Here is a 16,785-nt window from a genome sequence, read left to right as displayed (position 1 = left end):
ACGTCCCGCCACCCACGCACCAGCGAGCCCCGCGCGGCGGGCCGGCGTCATGCAGGGGATTTGGCGTCGCGCAGGGGATCCGGCTTCGGCGTCATGCAGGAGATTCGGCGTCGTGCAGTGCCGCATAGCGCTTTCCGGCCCGCCCGACGCCGAATCTCCTGCACGGCGGAGGTTGGAGCAGCGGGTGGGTCGGCGGGCGCGTGGGTCAGCGCGCGGGACAGCGGGCACGTGGGTCAGCGCGCGGGACAGCGGGCGCGCGGGCGGGCGCGCCCGCGAGAGCGCCCGCCCGGCGCCGCGCACCGCCCGCGCGCCGCCCTCAGAAGGCCGCGATGCCCGTCAGCTCGCGCCCGATCACGAGCTGGTGCACCTCATCGGTGCCCTCGTAGGTGCGCACGGACTCGAGGTTGGCCATGTGCCGCATCACCGGGAACTCCGACGTGATGCCGTCTCCGCCGAGAATCGCACGCGCGGTGCCGGCGATCTTGATGGCCTCCCGCACGTTGTTGAGCTTGCCGACGGAGATCTGCCCGTACGTGAGGGTGCCCGCATCCTTCAGCCGCCCGAGGTGCAGCGCCAGCAGCAGCCCCTTCTGGTACTCGACGAACATGTCGGCGAGCTTCGCCTGGATGATCTGCTTGCCCCCGATGGGCGCGCCGAAGACCTCGCGCGACTGCGACCGCTCGACGGCCGCCTCGAGGCAGGAGCGCGCGGCGCCCATCACTCCCCACGCGATGCCGTAGCGGGCCTCGTTCAGGCACTTGAACGGCGACGAGAGCCCCTTCGACTTCGGCAGGATCGCGTCGGCGGGAATGCGCACGTCTTCGAGCACGATCTCGGTCTGCAGGGAGGCCCGCATCGAGAGCTTGTTCTCGATCGCGGTCGCCGTGAAGCCGGGGGTGTCGGTCTCCACGATGAAGCCGCGCACGATCCCCTCCTCGTCCTTCGCCCAGATGACGCCGAGCTTCGCGATAGTGGCGAGCCCGATCCACCGCTTCTTGCCGTTCAGCACCCACTCGTCGCCCTCGCGGCGAGCGGTCGTCAGCATGGTGTTGGGGTCCGATCCGCCCTGGGGCTCGGTGAGCCCGAAGAAGCCGATCGCCTCGCCGCGTCCCATGAGCGGCAGCCAGCGCTGCTTCTGCTCCTCGGAGCCGAACTTGTAGATGGCGCCCATCGCGAGCGAGCCCTGCACGGAGAGCGCGGTGCGGAACCCCGAGTCGACCGCTTCGAACTCCATGGCGACGAGCCCGTACGCCACGGAGGAGGCGCCCCGCAGCCCGTACCCCTCGAGGTACATGCCGAACGCGCCGAACTCGCCCACCTCGGGCAGCAGCTCGACGGGCAGGCGGCGCTCCTCGAACGCCTGATCGATGACGGGGCGGATGCGGCTCTGGGCGAACTCGCGCGCCTTGAGCTGCCACTCCCGCTCCTCCTCGGTGACGAAGTCGGCGACGTCGAACAGCTGGTCGATGGTGGTGGTCATGATGCTCCTCGGGAACGGTGTGCGGGAAGGATGGGGTGTGCGGTGCCGTATGGTGCCGTGCGGTGCGGTCAGCGCGCCAGCCAGCGAGCGCCCTGATGCTCGCCGATGCCGGGAGGCGGAACCTCGTAGCGCGCGGGGGTCTCCGACAGCGAGATGGGGGTCGACACCGAGCGCAGCGCGTGCTCCGCGCCGTCTGCGTCGGTCGCGGTGGTCGTCGCCACGGGGGCGAGGCCGAGCGACTCCGCGAGATCGAGGGCCTGCGAGATCGAGTTGACGCGGCCGGCGGGGATGTTCGCGGCGGTGCAGGCGTCGATCCACTCGGCTGCGGATCGCGCGCGCAGCGCGGTCTCGAGCTCCGCCCGCAGTGCGACGCGGTGCGCCACGCGCTGCGGGTTCGTGGCGAAGCGCTCGTCGGCGGCGAGCTCGGGGATGCCGAGCGCGTCGCAGAGCCGGGCGAACTGGCCGTCGGTGCCGACCGCGAGGGCGATCGGCTGGTCGGCGGCGGCGAAGGTCTCGTACGGGGCGATCGAGGGGTGCGCGTTGCCCATGCGCCCGGGGGCGACGCCGGTCTCGAGCGTCGACGAGGCCTGGTTCGCGAGCGCGGAGAGCAGTGAGCCGAGCAGGGTGACCTTCACGTGCTGCCCGCGCCCGGCGGTCGGAGACGCGGCGGCATCGCGGGCTCGCAGCGCGGCCTGGATGCCGATGACCGCGTTCAGCCCGGTGAGGATGTCGACGAGTGCGACGCCGACCTTGGTGGGCTCTCCCCCGGCCTCGTCCGATCGGCCCGTGATGCTCATGAGGCCGCCGACGGCCTGCACGAGCAGGTCGTAGCCCGGGAGGTCTCGGCCCTCGGCGTCGCCGAAACCCGAGATCGAGCAGAACACCACGCCCGGGTTCTCGGCCGCCACGGCGTCGTAGCCGAGGCCGAACTTCTCCATCGTCCCCGGCTTGAAGTTCTCGATGACGACGTCCGCGGAGTGGGCGAGCTCCCGGGCGCGCGCGAGCCCCTCCGGATCGCGGAGGTCGCAGACGACGGAGCGCTTGCCGCGGTTGACGCCGGCGAAGTAGGTGCTCTGGCCGACCGCGTTGACGGGCGGGCTCCACTGGCGGGTGCCGTCGCCCTCGGGGCTCTCGATCTTGATGACGTCGGCGCCGAGGTCGGCGAGGATCATCGTGGCGTGCGGCCCGGCGAGCACGCGCGAGAAGTCGGCGACGCGGATGCCCTGGAGGGCGCCAATCTGCGCGCCTCCGCTCTGCTGGCGGTCGTACTGCGGCTGCCCGGTGCCCGTCATCGGTGCGCTCCTCTTCCTAGCTGGTGGTGCCATCGGCGGTCGGACGGCGGCGTGCGACCCGAGCCGACTGCGCTGTTCGCTGTCGCCAGTGTATGCCGAACCGCGCTCGCGCCCGCTGTCGGGTGTGCATACCGATCACGACCGCCCCTGTGCAAGAATCGCACCATGGTCGCCTTCTCCCAGCTCCTCGCCATTCCGCATCTGCACCTGCGCCTCGTGCAGTCGGGCGCCGGGGATCCGGCGATCACCTGGGTGTCGAACACCGAGCTGCTCGACCTCGGCTCGTACCTCGAGGGCGGCGAGATCGTGCTCACGACCGGGCTCGCCCTCGCGCCCGACGACCGGCGCTGGCGCGACTTCGTCGCCGGCCTGAACCGCGCCCGCGTCGCCGCGATCGGCTTCGGCGTCGGCGTCAACCACGAGCGGATTCCGCAGCCGCTCGTGCAGGCTGCGAGCGCGTACCGGGTGGCGCTGTTCGAGGTCCCGCTGCCCACCCCGTTCATCGCCGTGAGCAAGGCCGTCGCCGAGCTGCTGCGCGCAGACGAGCTCGGCGCCGCCCGCGGCGCGCTGCGGGCGCAGCAGCGCCTCCTGGAGGGCGCCCGCGGCGATCAGCAGCCCGCCGAGGTGCTCGCGAGCCTCGCCCAGGCGACGGGCAAGCACCTCGCGCTCCTCGGCTCCGACGGCGGTGCGCTCGCGGCGACGGCGGGCTTCGCGGCGGCCGCCGACTCCGCCGACTCCTCGGAGGCGGAGCTCATCGATCTCGACGCGGGCGGGCGCTTCCGGCTCGCGGTGGCGGGGCGCTCCCCGCTCTCGCCGGAGGGCCGCTCCATCGTCGCCGCGGGCGCGATGGTGCTCGGACTCGCGCTCGGCGAGAATCACGCTGAGAACGCGCGCGAGCGTGAGCGATGGGAGCGGCTGACGGCGGCGCTTCTCGTGCATCGCGTCGACGCGCACGGCATCGGGATCCTCGCCCCCGGCCTCGCCGCCCCGGAACGCGTGCGCGTGCTCGCGCTGCAGGGCACCGCGGAGGATATCGCGGCGTGGCGGCGGAAGCCGCGCTCCGGCCTCGACCGCCTCGTCGCGCCGAACGAGTCGCCGGCGCCGGCTCCCGGGCTGGAGCGCGCCTGGCAGATCGTCGCCGACAGCCCGGGCTCGCTCGACGCGGCGCTCGCGTCGGCCGCATCCGCCAATCTCGACGCGGTCGTCGGCCGCCCGTCGACGCTCGACGACGCCCCGCACAGCAGAAGGTCGGCGGCGAGCCGGCTGCGCGCGCTCTCCCCCACCGCGCCGCTCTACACGGCGCCCCGCGTGCCGGCCGTGATCTGGGCGGATCGGGACACTCCACTCCTCGAGGCGCTGCTCGAGCTCGAGGGTGCAGCTCCGGAGCAGCTCGGAGCCCGGGCCGCGGGCGCCGGGGGCGGCCCGGGCGACGGCGCACGGATGTCGCGTCGCGTGCTCGGCCCCCTGTCGGAGCGCTCCGACGCGCGCGGCGGCACGGTCGAGAGCACCGAGGACCGCGCAATGCTGCGGGAGACGCTGCGCGCGCTCTTCATCGCGAACGGGCAGCGCGGGCCCGCGGCCGCCGCACTCGGCATCCATCGCAACACCCTCCGCGACCGCGTGGCGCGCATCGAGCGCGCGACGTCGCGATCCGTGAACGACCCCGACGACCGGGCCGAGCTCTGGCTCGCGCTGCGGATCGAGGACGCGGAGACCGCGGGCGACGCGGATCGCGCGGGTCGTCAGTAGAGGAGGAACTGCGCGGTGCCGGTGCCCTGCACGCCGGCGGCCGTCGTGCGGAGATGGTACGACGCACCGTCGGCGCTCACGGGGTCGCGGCTGATATCGCAGGTCTCCGGGCTCGACCGGGTGCGATCCCACGAGATCGCCTCGGTGGTGAGCGGCGCGCCCGGTTCCAGGATCACGGCGAGGTGCTCGGGGTTCTCCTGGCAGTCGGCGGAGCGCCACACCTCGTCATCGCCGCTCGCGATGACGAACTGGAGATTCGCGCTCCCGAGGTCGGCCGAGCAGGGCTCCTCCCCGGTGTTCTCGACGCTGAGGGAGAGCTGCGGCTGCTCGCCCGCGGCGTAATCGCCCTTGTCGGTCGCGGGCGTCACCGTGAGCTGGCCCGCCGCGCACGCCGCGACGTCGTCGCTCTCGCTCGCGGCGCCGCCCGCCTCGTCGGAGTCGGGCGACGGGGACTCCACGAGATCTTCGGGCACCTCCACCTGGCTCGCATCGGCGACGCCCCCGCTCGACCCCGGCCGCACGATGATGAGCACCACCACCGCGACGACGGCGAGGAGCGCCAGCAGCACGATCAGACGGCGGCGCAGGTACACCTTGCGGTCTTTCGGCCCCACCGGATCCTTCAGCGTCGACATGGCGTCAGCGTATCCGCTCGGGCTCCGAAAGATGCTTCAGCATGCGCGTGTTGCCCAGGGTGTTGGGCTTCACCCGGGCGAGGTCGAGGAACTCGGCGACGCCCTCATCGCTCGAGCGCAGCAGCTCGGCGTACACCTCGGCTGCGACCAGCTCGGTGTCTTCGCTCAACTGCTCGAAGCCGTGCCTGCCGAAGAACTCGGTCTCGAAGGTGAGGCAGAACAGCTCCTGGAGGCCGAGCGCCCGCGCCCGATCCTCGAGCGCGGCGAGCAGGCGGTGCCCCACGCCGCGCCCCAACCACGCCTCGGAGACGCCCAGCGTGCGCACCTCGCCGAGCCGCTCCCACATCACGTGCACCGCTCCGTAGCCGATGACGGCGTCGTCGCCGTCGACCGCGACCAGGAACTCGGGCACCGCCGCGTAGAGATCGACGAGGTCTTTGCCGAGCAGGATGCGTCGCGCGACGAGCGGCTCCATCAGGGCGACCATCTGCGGCACGTCTCCCGTGCGCGCGCTGCGGATGCGGATCTCGGGTGCGGCGCTCATCGTTCCAGTCTATGCCCGGCCGCCGGGTCGATCGGTGCTCGGGGCGCAAGGCGCACTCGGCATGCTCGGGGCACTCGGCGCGCTCCGGGCACTCGCCGCGCTCGGGGCGCTCGGCCCGCTCGGCGCCCGCGCCCCGCCGCAACGACGACGGGCCCGCTGCCGGAGCAGCGGGCCCGTCGGGGGTGCGGAGTTACTCGGTGATGCCGGGCGTCGCCGCCGTCGAGGCGACCGCCGCCGCGGCCGAGGCCGATGCGGCGCTCGCGTCGCGATCGGCTCGCGGCTCCGTCGCGAAGGTGAACTCGCCGTCGACGAAGTCGACCTTCACCAGATCGCCGGCGAGCAGCTCGGCGCTCAGGATGCGCTCCGACAGGCGATCCTCGATCTCCCGCTGCATCGCGCGACGCAGGGGTCGGGCGCCGAGTGTCGGATCGTAGCCCACCTCGGCGAGGCGCTCCCGCGCCGCCGTGGAGATCTCGATGTGCATGTCGCGATCGAGCAGGCGATCCTTCAGCTGCTTCACGAACAGGTCGACGATCTGCAGCAGCTCGGGCTTGGTGAGCTGCGGGAACACGATCGTGTCGTCGACGCGGTTCAGGAACTCGGGCTTGAAGTGCTTCTTGAGCTCCTCGTTCACCTTGCCCTTCATCATGTCGTAGCCGACCGACGAGTCGCCCTCGATCTGGAAGCCCACGGGGCCACCCGCGATCGCGGTCGACCCGAGGTTCGTCGTCATGATGATGACGGTGTTCTTGAAGTCGATCACGCGGCCCTGGCCGTCAGTCAGTCGGCCCTCTTCGAGGATCTGCAGCAGCGAGTTGAAGATGTCGGGGTGCGCCTTCTCGATCTCGTCGAAGAGCACGACGGAGAACGGCTTGCGGCGCACCTTCTCGGTGAGCTGGCCGCCCTCCTCGAATCCGACGAACCCGGGAGGGGCGCCGAAGAGGCGGGAGACGGTGTGCTTCTCGCCGTACTCCGACATGTCGAGCGAGATCAGCGCGTCCTCGTCGTCGAACAGGAACTCGGCGAGCGCCTTCGCGAGCTCCGTCTTGCCGACGCCGGTGGGGCCGGCGAAGATGAACGAGCCCGAGGGGCGCTTCGGATCCTTGAGACCCGCGCGCTGACGACGGATCGTCTTCGCGAGTGCCGAGATCGCTTCGTTCTGGCCGATGACGCGCTGGTGGAGCGCCTCCTCCATGAAGCGGAGTCGCGAGGTCTCCTCCTCGGTCAGCTTGAAGACCGGGATGCCGGTCGCCTGCGCCAGCACCTCCGCGATCAGGCCCTCGTCGACCTCCGCCTGCGTCGCGACGTTGCCCGAGCGCCACTGCTTCTCGAGGCGCAGCCGCTCCGCGATCAGCTTCTTCTCCTCGTCGCGCTTGTTCGCGGCCGCCTCGAAGTCCTGGCCCTCGATCGCCTGCTCCTTCTCGGCGCGGACGACGGCGATCTTCTCGTCGAACTCGCGCAGCTCGGGCGGGCTCGACAGGATCGACAGCCGCAGGCGGGCGCCGGCCTCGTCGATCAGATCGATCGCCTTGTCGGGCAGGAAGCGATCCTGCACGTAGCGATCGGCGAGGTTCACCGCGGCGACGATGGCGCCGTCGGTGATGGAGACCTTGTGGTGCGCCTCGTAGCGGTCGCGCAGGCCCTTCAGAATGTTGATCGAGTGCGGCAGCGAGGGCTCCGCGACCTGGATCGACTGGAAGCGGCGCTCGAGCGCCGCGTCCTTCTCGAAGTGCTTGCGGTACTCGTCCAGCGTGGTCGCGCCGATGGTCTGGAGTTCGCCGCGCGCGAGCATCGGCTTCAGGATGTTGGCGGCGTCGATCGCGCCCTCGGCGGCGCCGGCGCCCACGAGCGTGTGGATCTCATCGATGAAGATGATGATGTCGCCGCGGTTGCGGATCTCCTTGGTGACCTTCTTGAGGCGCTCCTCGAAGTCGCCGCGGTAGCGGCTGCCCGCGATCATGGAGCCGAGGTCGAGCACGTAGACCTGCTTGTCCTTCAGCGTCTCGGGCACCTCGCCCTTGATGATCGCCTGGGCGAGGCCCTCGACCACGGCGGTCTTGCCGACGCCGGGCTCGCCGATCAGCACGGGGTTGTTCTTGGAGCGGCGCGAGAGTATCTGCATGACCCGCTCGACCTCCTTCTCGCGCCCGATGACGGGGTCGAGCTTGCCCTCGCGGGCTGCCTGCGTGAGGTTGCGGCCGAACTGGTCGAGCACCTGCGAGCCCTTCGACTCGCCGCCCGACTCCGGCGCACCCACTGTGGCGCTCTCCTTGCCGGCCTGGTAGCCGGAGAGCAGCTGGATCACCGTCTGGCGCACGCGGTTGAGGTCTGCGCCGAGCTTGACGAGCACCTGCGCGGCGACGCCCTCGCCCTCGCGGATGAGCCCGAGCAGGATGTGCTCGGTGCCGATGTAGTTGTGGCCGAGCTGCAGCGCTTCGCGCAAGCTCAGCTCGAGCACCTTCTTGGCGCGCGGCGTGAACGGGATGTGCCCCGCGGGCGGCTGCTGCCCCGTCCCGATGATGTCGGTGACCTGCGCGCGCACGGCGTCGAGCGAGATCTCGAGCTGTTCGAGCGCCTTCGCTGCGACGCCCTCGCCCTCGTGGATCAGGCCCAGCAGAATGTGCTCGGTGCCGATGTAGTTGTGGTTGAGCATCTTCGCCTCTTCCTGGGCGAGCACCACCACCCGGCGAGCACGATCGGTGAATCTCTCGAACATCTCCTACCTCCTTACGGCGCCTGTTGCACGGTGAGGCGCCGCCGATGGAAACAGGCTACGGGGTGATGCCGGATCGCGGGGCCGTGTTCGCCGCAGGCGTGACGGGCGGTTGACGCGCGGCGCGATCCTCACGTACCTTATCGAACAACGATAATAACGATGATCGATAAGGAGTTGCCATGCCCGCATCGCAGGGATCGCCCCTCGCCCCGCGCGAGTTCAGCCCGCGCCGTGTGCGCGCCGACGCCATCGCCGTGCTCGCCCTGGGCCTCGTCGCCGCCGCCTCCGTCGTCGCGCTCGCGATCGCCGAGTACCTGCGGCGCTTCGTGCCGGGCGGCGTCACCTGGAGCGTCCCCGTGCAGCCGCTGGAGATCACGGCGACGGGCCTCGCCGTCTACGACCGCGACGGGGCCGCGACTCCGGCTGCGGTCGCGGGCGCGGTCGGTCGGCTCGACGTCGTCGTCTCCGACCTGAACCCCGTCTCGACCGTCTGCCTCGCGCTCGCCATCGCGGTCGCCTCGCTCACCGCGCTCACCGTCATCGCCTGCATCTCACGCCTGACCTGGAGCGTGCTGCGCGGCCGGTTCTTCACCCGGGCCGCGAGCCGTGCGCTCAGCCTGGCGACGTGGGTCGGGGCCGGCGGAGCGCTCGGAGCATTCGCCCTGTGGCACTTCGCCGCGAACGGAGTATCGGCGGCGCTCCAGGTGCGCGCCGCCGAAACGGGCGCGCCGGCCTGGTGGGGGTGGTACTGGATCATCCTCTTCGCACTCACGGCCTCCGGCCTCCTCGACATCGCGCTCCGGCGCGCCGTGCGCCTCGAGCGCGAGACCGAGGGACTCGTATGACGCCCGCCGACCCCGAGGAGGGGCACGCGATCCACTGCAGGCTCGACGAACTGCTCGCAGCGCGCGGTCTCACACTCACGCAGTTGAGCGAGCGAGTGGGGGTGAGCCTCGTCAACCTCTCCGTATTGAAGAACGACCGCGCCCGGGCCATCCGCTTCTCCACCCTCACCGCCATCTGCCGGGCGCTCGACTGCGAGGTGGGCGACCTGCTCGTCGTCGCGAACTGATCCCGCGGCGGGATCGGTCTGCCGCCGGAGCAGCCGAGTAGCCGCCCGCGCAGCCGGGCAGCCGACCCGCGCAGCCGGCCGGCCGACCCGTGCAGCCGACCCGCGCAGCCGACCCGCGCAGTCCATTCGCGCGACACCCGGCGTTCACCGGAGCCGCCTACCGTGAACGCATGCCGCCGACCCCGATGCCTCCCGCGACCCCCGCATCGGCGCTCGCGCTCATCCGCGCGTTCGCCGCCACCCTCGGCGAGCGCGAGGGCGCGGTCGCCCGCGTCATCCTCGAGCGCCCCGCAGAGGTGCCGCAGTGGTCGACGCAGGAGCTCGCCGCGGCGGCCGGCACGTCGACCGCCACCGTGATCCGCGCCTGTCAGCGCCTCGGCTTCCGCGGCTTCCAGCACCTGCGCCTCGAACTCGCGCGCGAGGCGCCGGCGCCGCTCGCCGAGCAGCCGACGCCGGGCGACACCGTCGACCACGTGTTCGAGAGCGCGCGCGCGGCCCTGCTCGTGGGGCGCTCCTCGATCGACCGGGGCGCGCTCGCCGATGCGGCGACGCTGCTCGCGGAGGCGTCGCGCGTCGTCTGCGCCGCCAACGGGTTCTCGGCTCCGCCGCTCCAGGACGCGGCGATGCGCCTGGCGACCGTGGGGCGACCCGTCGAAGCCCCCCTCGACATCCTTGCGCAGCAGTTCGCAGCGCACAGCCTGACGGCCGGCGACGTCTGCTTCGCGCTCAGCCACTCCGGCGCGAACGCGCACACGCTCGCGACGGTGCGCGCAGCGCGCCGCCGGGGCGCGCGCGTGGTCTCGCTCTGCAGCTACGACCGCGGGCCGCTCGCCGACCTCTCCGACGTCGCCCTCTCGACCGGCGCCGTCGGCACCCCGCACGCCGTCGACCCCTTCTTCAGCCGCCTCGGCCACTCCGTGCTGCTGCAGGCCCTCGTCACAGAGGTCGCGGCGCTGCGCGCGAGCGCCGGCGCCGACGCCGAAGACATGCGCGAGGTGGTCGTCGACGCCCTCGCCGAAGCGCACCCCTGAGCGCTGCCGGCCCCGGGTTCTCGATCCTTCCCCCGCCCGACAGCCGCGCGCCTCCCCGCGTTCACCGACGCGACACCCGGCCCCGAGATGCTGCTCATGTAATCGCATTTCACGCCCGGCGAAACGGGCCTCGCAGGCAGGAGAACGCAGCAGTGCACGTCATCACGCTCGAGGGCAGCTACAACGCGCGGGGCATCGGGAGCGGGCGCCGGCCGTGGCTCGTGCGGTCGGCCGGCCTCGACGCGCTCACGGCCGGCGGCGAGCGCACGCTCCGCGACGTCGGCGTCGATCTCGTCATCGACCTGCGGGAGGGCGCGGAGCACGCCGGGCGCTCGCACGCGATCCCCGTGCGCTCCGTGCCGCTCTACGGCGAGACCCCACCCGCCTCGGGAAGCCTCGAGACGGTCTACGCGGGGCTGGTGCGCGAGCGCGGCGCCCGCCTCGCCGCCGCCGTCATCGCCATCGCCGAGCACCCCGGCACCGCCGTCGTGCACTGCACGGCGGGCAAGGACCGCACGGGGCTCGTCGTCGCGATCGCCCGGCTCGCCGCAGGCGACGCTCGCGCCGACGTCGTCGCCGACTACGCCGCGTCGGGGGCGGCGGTGCGGCCGGCGCGGCAGGCGATCGCCGCGGCGCAGCTGTCGGGCCTCGGGCTGACAGCGGAGGCGCGCGCCGCCTCCGAGCGCCTGCACCTCGACAGCCCAGCGGAGGCCCTGGAGGCGGCGCTCGACATCGTCGACGAGCTCGGCGGGGTGGCGCACTACCTCCGCACGCACGGCGCCGGCGACGCCCACCTCGCGGCCCTCGCGGCCCTCGCCGAGCGGGCCGGCGGCCGCACCGCGGTCATCGCGGAGCCGGTCGCATGAGCCGCGACACCGGCCGGTTCACGGTGCTCCACGTGAGCGACCTCCACGCGACCGAGAGCGGCCTGCTCTACGACGCGGTCGACGGGGTCGGCCGCTTGGAGCGGGTCGGCGAGTACGCCCTCGCGACCGGCATCACCCCCGAGGCGGTCGTCGTGACCGGAGACCTCATCGAGCGCGGCAACCCCGGCGCGTACGCGGCCGTCGCGGCGGGGTGCGAGCGCCTGCAGGATCGCCTCGGCGCCCCCGTGCTCACCGTGCTCGGCAACCACGACGACCCCCGCGCCGCACGGGCGCTCCCCGGGCACATCGCCGGCCACACCGCCGCGCACCGCATCGACGGCTTCCGGGTGCTGCGCCTCGATTCGCACACCGGCAGCATCGACGCCGAGCAGCTCGCCTGGCTCCGCGACGAACTCGCCCGGCCGTCGGAGCGCGGCACGATCGTCGCCCTGCACCACGCCCCGCTCGGGTCGCCCCTGCCGACGCTCCGGCGCCAGGGGCTGCGCAACGCCGACGCCCTGCTCGGGGTGCTCGACGGCGCCGATGTGCGGGCGATCCTCGCCGGCCACTTCCACCACAGCCTCTCGGCCTCGGTGCACGGGATCCCGGTGTTCGTCGGCCCGTCGCTCGCCTACCACCAGGTGATGAACGCCGGCCCCGACGCCGTGGCCGGCCACGACTCCCCCATGTTCTCCCTCGTGCAGTTCACCGCCGAGGGCGTCAGCGCGTCGACCGTCGCGCTCCACTCCCCCGAACCCCTCTTCACCCAACCCATCATCCGCACCGCACAGAAAGCGACCCATGTCTCGTAATCGCTCCACCGGCGTCATCGCCGCCTTCGCCCTATCGGCCCTCGCACTCACCGGCTGCGCCGCCTCGGCAGACGCCGCCGATACCAGCGCCACCGACGCTGCGGAGGCGTCGACCATCACCCTCTACACCTCCGAGCCGCAGGAGAAGATCGACGCGATCGTCGCAGCGTTCGGCGAGCAGCACCCCGAGATCACGGTCGACGTCTTCCGCGCCGGCACCGGAGACCTCACCGCACGCATCGCCGCCGAGGAGAAGGCGGGCGACATCGGCGCCGATCTGCTCCTCGCCGCCGACGCCGGCACGTTCGAGGACTACGCGGAGCGCGACCTGCTGCTCGAGTACGCATCCCCCGAGGCGGAGGCGATCAACCAGGATCTCGTCGACCCCGAGCACTTCTACGTCGGCACGCGCCTCCTGCCGACCGTCATCGCCGTCAACACGAACGCGATCGACGAGGCGCCGACCTCGTGGCAGGATCTCACCGACCCCGAGTACGCGGGCAAGATCGCGATGCCGAACCCCGACGTCTCGGGGGCCGCAGCCTACAACGCGGCGGTGTGGCTCGACGAGGACGCGCTCGGCTTGGCTTGGCTCGAGGGCCTCGCCGCCAACGAGCCGCTCATCGCCGAGAGCAACGGCCCGGTCTCGCAGGCCGTCGCCGAGGGCAGCAGCCCCGTCGGCATCGTGGTCGACTCCCTCGTGCGCGACCTCGCCGCGGCGGGATCGCCCATCGAGGCCGTCTACCCGGAGGAGGGCGTTCCGTTCGTGTCGCAGCCGGTCGGCATCTTCGCCGACACCGAGGAGGCCGAGGCGTCGCAGCTCTTCGTCGACTTCCTCATCAGCCGGGAGGGGCAGGAGATCGCCGCATCGCAGTCGTACCTGCCGATCCGCGACGACGTCGAGAGCCCCGAGGGCGCACCCGCGATCGGCGACATCACGCTGCTGAACCCCGACCTCGAGACCATCCGGGCGTCACAGGCCGACGCCGTCGAGACGTTCAATGGCCTCTTCCAGTAGCACCCTCGCCCGGCCGCTCGCGGGCCCGACCGGCTTCGGCCGGGCCCGTGGGGGCCGCACTGGCCGCCCCGCACCACGGCCGCGCGCCCGGCTCGACGGCCTCGGAGCGGTGCGCGTCGCCCTGTGGTGCGCGGTCGCCGCGCTCGTGCTCGTGCCGATCGCCGCGATCCTCGCGCTGGCCGCGACCGGCGGCGGCTGGTCGGCGCTCGGCGATCCCGACGTGCTCGGAGCCGCACGCAACTCCCTCGTCTCCGCCGCGCTCTCGGCCGTGCTCGCCGTGGTGATCGGCACCGCCCTCGCCCTGCTGCTCGAGCGCACCGACCTGCCGGGCCGCCGCGCGCTCCGCATGCTCGCGCTCAGCCCCATGCTCATGCCGCCCTTCGTCGGCGCGATCGCGTGGCTCAGCCTCCTCGGCCCGTCGTCGACCGTCAACACGCTCTGGTCGCAGCGCTTCGGGGCGCCCCTGTGGAACCTGTACGGCGGCGACGGCGTCGTCTTCCTCCTCACCCTCCACAGCTACCCGATCGCGATGATGATCGTCACGGCGGCCCTCCGCCGCGTGCCCGCGGACCTCGAGCAGGCGGCCCGCATCGCCGGCTCGTCGGCGCCGCGCGCGCTCTGGGAGGTCACCACTCCGCTGCTGCGCCCCGCTATGCTCTCCTCGCTCACCCTCATCGCCGTGTCGAACCTCGCCGACTTCGGCATCCCCTCGATCATCGGCCTCCCCGAGCGCTACGTCACCCTCTCCACGCTCGTCTACCGCTACCTCCAGTCGGGCACGGTCGACGACCCGCTGGCCGTGGTCTCGGCCATCGGCTTCGTGCTGCTCGTCATCGCGCTGCTCGGCGTCGTCGTCGACCTCATGCGCGCACGCACCCGCGTCGAGCTCGACGCCCAGGCCGGCTCGCCGGCGCTGCTCCCCCTCGGCCGTGCACGCGCCGCAGTCGGGGCGCTGACGGCGACCGTCGTGCTGGCGGCCACCGTGCTCCCGCTCATCACGCTCGCGATCCAGTCGCTGCTGCCCGCCCCGGGCGTGCCGCTGAGCCCCGAGACCGTGACGCTCGCGAGCTTCGGCCGCGCCCTCGGCGCCTCGGGCACGCTCACCGGCATCGGCAACTCGCTCATGCTCGCGACCCTCGCCGGGCTCATCTGCGGGGTGCTCGGGCTCGGGATCGGCACGTTCGTCACCCGCACCCGCGCGCGCAGCAACCCCGCGCTGCTCGGCCTCTCCCTGCTGCCCCAGGCGATTCCAGGGCTCGTCATCGCCGTCGCGTGGCTCGTAATCGCGCCGCGGATCGGACTGTACAACACGCCGTGGCTGATCCTCTGCGCCTACCTGACGTCGTTCCTCGCGCTCGTGGTGCAGTCGGTGCACGCCCCGCTCTCCGCGACGCCGACCACCGCCGAGGAGGCGGCGCGCGTCTCCGGCGCCACCCGCCTGCGGGCGCTCTGGGACATCTCGTGCCGCATGGCCGTGCCCGCCGCGATCTCCGGCGCCGTGCTCGTCGCGCTCACGGCCGTGCGCGAGCTCACCCTCTCCGTGCTGCTGCTCTCGCCCGGGTCGCAGACGCTCGGAGTGGTCATCTTCAACCTGCAGCAGGCCGGCGCCTACAACGCGTCGTCAGCGCTCTCCCTCATCGTCGCCGTCGTCGGGCTCGCCGGCCTCGGCCTCACCGCCCGCACCCCCCGTTAGGAGCCCCGTGTCCTCCGTCGCACTCGAATCCGTCAGTCTCGCCTACCCCGGCGGCCATCTGGGCCTCGCCGACGTCGATCTCCGCATCGGAGACGGCGAGTTCATCGCGCTCGTCGGCCCCTCCGGATCGGGCAAGACCACGCTGCTGCGCACCGTCGCCGGCTTCATCGCGCCGACGGCCGGCACCGTGCGCATCGGCGATGCCGTCGTCGCGTCGCCCGGGCGCAGCGTCGAACCCGAACGGCGCGGGCTCGGCATGGTGTTCCAGCAGCACGCCGTGTGGCCGCACTGGAACGTGGGCCGCAACATCGAGTACCCGCTGCGGCGCGCGGGAGTCGGGCGTGCCGAGCGCCGCCGCCGCGTCGCCGAGGCCCTCGACCTCGTCGGCCTGCCCGGCGCCGAGCGGCGGAACCCGGCCACGCTCTCGGGCGGGCAGCGGCAGCGCGTCGCGATCGCTCGGGCGATCGTCGCGCGGCCGCGCGTGCTGCTGCTCGACGAGGCCCTCTCCGCGCTCGACGAACCGCTGCGGGATCGCCTGCGCCTCGAGCTCCGCGCGCTCACTCGCGAGCTCGGCTTGACCGTGGTGCACGTCACCCACGATCGGAGCGAGGCGCTCGCACTCGCCGACCGCGTCGTCGTCGTGGACGGCGGCCGCATCCAGCAGGTCGGCACACCCGCCGAACTGCTCGAACGGCCCGCGTCGGCCTTCGTCGCCGAGTTCGTCTCCGACGCTGCGATCCTGCGGGGTTCGCTCGACGCCGCCGGCTTCCGCGCCGACGGCCATCCGTTCGCGCTCGACGGCGCGCGGATCGACGGCGCGGCGGGGATGGCCCGAGCGGCGGGGATGACCCGAGGGGCCGGGACCGCGAGCGGGGCGGGCATCGCCGTCGACCTCGCCGTGCAGCCCGAGCACGTGCGCGCGATCCCCGACCCATCGGGGCCGGCGACCGTCACCTCGTCGCTCTTCGGCCGGAGCGGCGACGACCTCGTGCTCGACTGGCACGGCCTCGCCATCCGGTCGCGCGCGCAGGGCGTGCGATGCCCCGCGGGCACCCGCGTGCGCGTGGAGATCGAACGGGCCGCGGCCTTCCGCGCGGGCGCCGCCGGCGCGGAACCGGGGGCGGCGCGGAGCGCGGGGGCGGGGGCGCGGAACGGGGGCGCCGACGGCGCGGAGGGCGGCGCCCCCTCGGGCGGGCCCGACGCGGACCCCGCACCCGGCGCACCGCGCCGACCGGTTAGCGTGGGAGCATGACCACCGACACCCGCGCATCCTCCATCGTCATCGTCCGGCACGGCGAAACCGACTGGAACATCGGTCGCCGCATCCAGGGGCGCACCGACATCGCCCTGAACGAGCGCGGCCGCGCGCAGGCCGGCGAGATCGCGGAGCTGCTGCACGGCGAGGGCCCGTGGCGACGCGTCATCACGTCCCCGCTCGGCCGGGCGGCCGAGACCGCGCGGATCATCGCCGACCGGCTCGCGCTGCCCCCGGCGGAGGTCGTCGCCGACGTGATCGAGCGCGACTTCGGATCAGCGGAGGGCATGCTCGTCGCCGACGCGAATGCGCAGTGGCCTGGCCTCGACGTGCCCGACGCCGAGGGGCTCTCGGCCCTCGCCGAGCGCGGGTCCGCGGCCCTCGAACGCATCCTCCGCGATGCGCCGGGCGCGATCGTGGTCGCCCACGGCGCACTCATCCGCTCCGCGCTCACGGCGCTCGGCGGGGCGCCCGCGCCCCGCATCCTCAACGGGGAGGCCTGGCTGATGGAGCCCGCCGCCGGCCCGCATGCGGGTGCCGGGGTCGGGCGGTTCGCGATCCGGCGCCTCGGCACCCCGGCCGAGCAGCACGACTTCTGAGCGCCGCGCCGCCCCGTGCCGCC

Annotated in this window: 15 protein-coding genes; 10 read left to right on the top strand and 5 right to left on the bottom strand. The window is 73.0% G+C overall.

Annotation, left to right across the window (positions count from 1 at the left end; genetic code table 11):
• Positions 1 to 316 precede the first annotated feature (316 nt).
• Together BLT44_RS07535 and BLT44_RS07530 are read right to left on the bottom strand one after the other, a co-directional pair.
• Positions 317 to 1,480: an acyl-CoA dehydrogenase family protein gene (locus tag BLT44_RS07535; protein ID WP_010157774.1), complete on the bottom strand. Its 1,164-nt coding sequence runs from the start codon at positions 1,478 to 1,480 to the stop codon at positions 317 to 319.
• 68 nt (positions 1,481 to 1,548) lie between these two features.
• Entirely contained in the window at positions 1,549 to 2,772 is a 1,224-nt protein-coding gene (locus tag BLT44_RS07530; protein ID WP_010157775.1) for a CaiB/BaiF CoA transferase family protein, read from the bottom strand.
• Positions 2,773 to 2,937: 165 nt separating this feature from the next.
• Between BLT44_RS07530 and BLT44_RS07525 the strand changes: the two genes are divergently transcribed.
• Positions 2,938 to 4,521, top strand: coding sequence for a PucR family transcriptional regulator (locus BLT44_RS07525; protein ID WP_010157776.1), 1,584 nt, complete (start codon positions 2,938 to 2,940; stop codon positions 4,519 to 4,521).
• Here BLT44_RS07525 and BLT44_RS07520 read toward each other — a convergent pair.
• From BLT44_RS07520 to BLT44_RS07510, 3 genes are all read right to left on the bottom strand, one after another.
• Positions 4,515 to 5,156: a hypothetical protein gene (locus tag BLT44_RS07520; protein ID WP_010157778.1), complete on the bottom strand. Its 642-nt coding sequence runs from the start codon at positions 5,154 to 5,156 to the stop codon at positions 4,515 to 4,517. The two genes, BLT44_RS07525 and BLT44_RS07520, sit on opposite strands and share 7 nt — an antisense overlap.
• 4 nt (positions 5,157 to 5,160) lie before the next feature.
• Complete coding sequence (locus BLT44_RS07515; RefSeq protein ID WP_010157779.1) at positions 5,161 to 5,700, bottom strand: amino-acid N-acetyltransferase; 540 nt, start codon at positions 5,698 to 5,700, stop codon at positions 5,161 to 5,163.
• A gap of 190 nt (positions 5,701 to 5,890) precedes the next feature.
• The gene (locus BLT44_RS07510) at positions 5,891 to 8,416 is read right to left on the bottom strand and encodes an ATP-dependent Clp protease ATP-binding subunit (protein ID WP_010157753.1); all 2,526 of its coding nucleotides are present in this window, start codon (positions 8,414 to 8,416) and stop codon (positions 5,891 to 5,893) included.
• A 179-nt stretch (positions 8,417 to 8,595) separates the two neighbouring features.
• On the opposite strand from BLT44_RS07510, the gene BLT44_RS07505 reads away from it, so the two are divergent.
• The 9 genes from BLT44_RS07505 to BLT44_RS07465 all read left to right on the top strand — a co-directional run bounded on the left by BLT44_RS07505 (position 8,596) and on the right by BLT44_RS07465 (position 16,762).
• Positions 8,596 to 9,261, top strand: a complete 666-nt coding sequence (locus tag BLT44_RS07505) for a hypothetical protein (RefSeq protein ID WP_010157754.1) — start codon at positions 8,596 to 8,598, stop codon at positions 9,259 to 9,261.
• Complete coding sequence (locus tag BLT44_RS07500; RefSeq protein WP_010157755.1) at positions 9,258 to 9,488, top strand: helix-turn-helix domain-containing protein; 231 nt, start codon at positions 9,258 to 9,260, stop codon at positions 9,486 to 9,488. Before BLT44_RS07505 ends, BLT44_RS07500 begins: the two co-directional genes overlap by 4 nt.
• Before the next feature lie 170 nt (positions 9,489 to 9,658).
• Positions 9,659 to 10,519 carry a MurR/RpiR family transcriptional regulator gene (locus BLT44_RS07495; RefSeq protein WP_010157757.1) on the top strand — a complete coding sequence of 287 codons (861 nt, stop codon included), beginning with the start codon at positions 9,659 to 9,661 and terminating at the stop codon, positions 10,517 to 10,519.
• Between the two features lie 152 nt (positions 10,520 to 10,671).
• Entirely contained in the window at positions 10,672 to 11,385 is a 714-nt protein-coding gene (locus BLT44_RS07490; protein WP_074690094.1) for a tyrosine-protein phosphatase, read from the top strand.
• Positions 11,382 to 12,197, top strand: coding sequence for a metallophosphoesterase family protein (locus tag BLT44_RS07485; RefSeq protein ID WP_010154650.1), 816 nt, complete (start codon positions 11,382 to 11,384; stop codon positions 12,195 to 12,197). The genes BLT44_RS07490 and BLT44_RS07485 overlap by 4 nt, the downstream gene beginning before the upstream one ends.
• On the top strand, positions 12,187 to 13,215 hold the full coding sequence (locus BLT44_RS07480; RefSeq protein ID WP_010154651.1) for an ABC transporter substrate-binding protein: 1,029 nt from the start codon (positions 12,187 to 12,189) through the stop codon (positions 13,213 to 13,215). Before BLT44_RS07485 ends, BLT44_RS07480 begins: the two co-directional genes overlap by 11 nt.
• On the top strand, positions 13,199 to 14,908 hold the full coding sequence (locus BLT44_RS07475) for an ABC transporter permease (RefSeq protein WP_081473268.1): 1,710 nt from the start codon (positions 13,199 to 13,201) through the stop codon (positions 14,906 to 14,908). Before BLT44_RS07480 ends, BLT44_RS07475 begins: the two co-directional genes overlap by 17 nt.
• Before the next feature lie 7 nt (positions 14,909 to 14,915).
• Positions 14,916 to 16,160 (top strand): ABC transporter ATP-binding protein, encoded by a 1,245-nt coding sequence (locus BLT44_RS07470; RefSeq protein WP_083351988.1) that lies wholly within the window; start codon positions 14,916 to 14,918, stop codon positions 16,158 to 16,160.
• The gene (locus BLT44_RS07465; RefSeq protein ID WP_074690092.1) at positions 16,157 to 16,762 is read left to right on the top strand and encodes a histidine phosphatase family protein; all 606 of its coding nucleotides are present in this window, start codon (positions 16,157 to 16,159) and stop codon (positions 16,760 to 16,762) included. The genes BLT44_RS07470 and BLT44_RS07465 overlap by 4 nt, the downstream gene beginning before the upstream one ends.
• Positions 16,763 to 16,785: the final 23 nt, after the last annotated feature.

Origin of the sequence: Leucobacter chromiiresistens, assembly GCF_900102345.1 — a bacterium.
Taxonomy (GTDB): domain Bacteria; phylum Actinomycetota; class Actinomycetes; order Actinomycetales; family Microbacteriaceae; genus Leucobacter; species Leucobacter chromiiresistens.
This window is presented reverse-complemented; position numbering and strand designations above follow the sequence as displayed.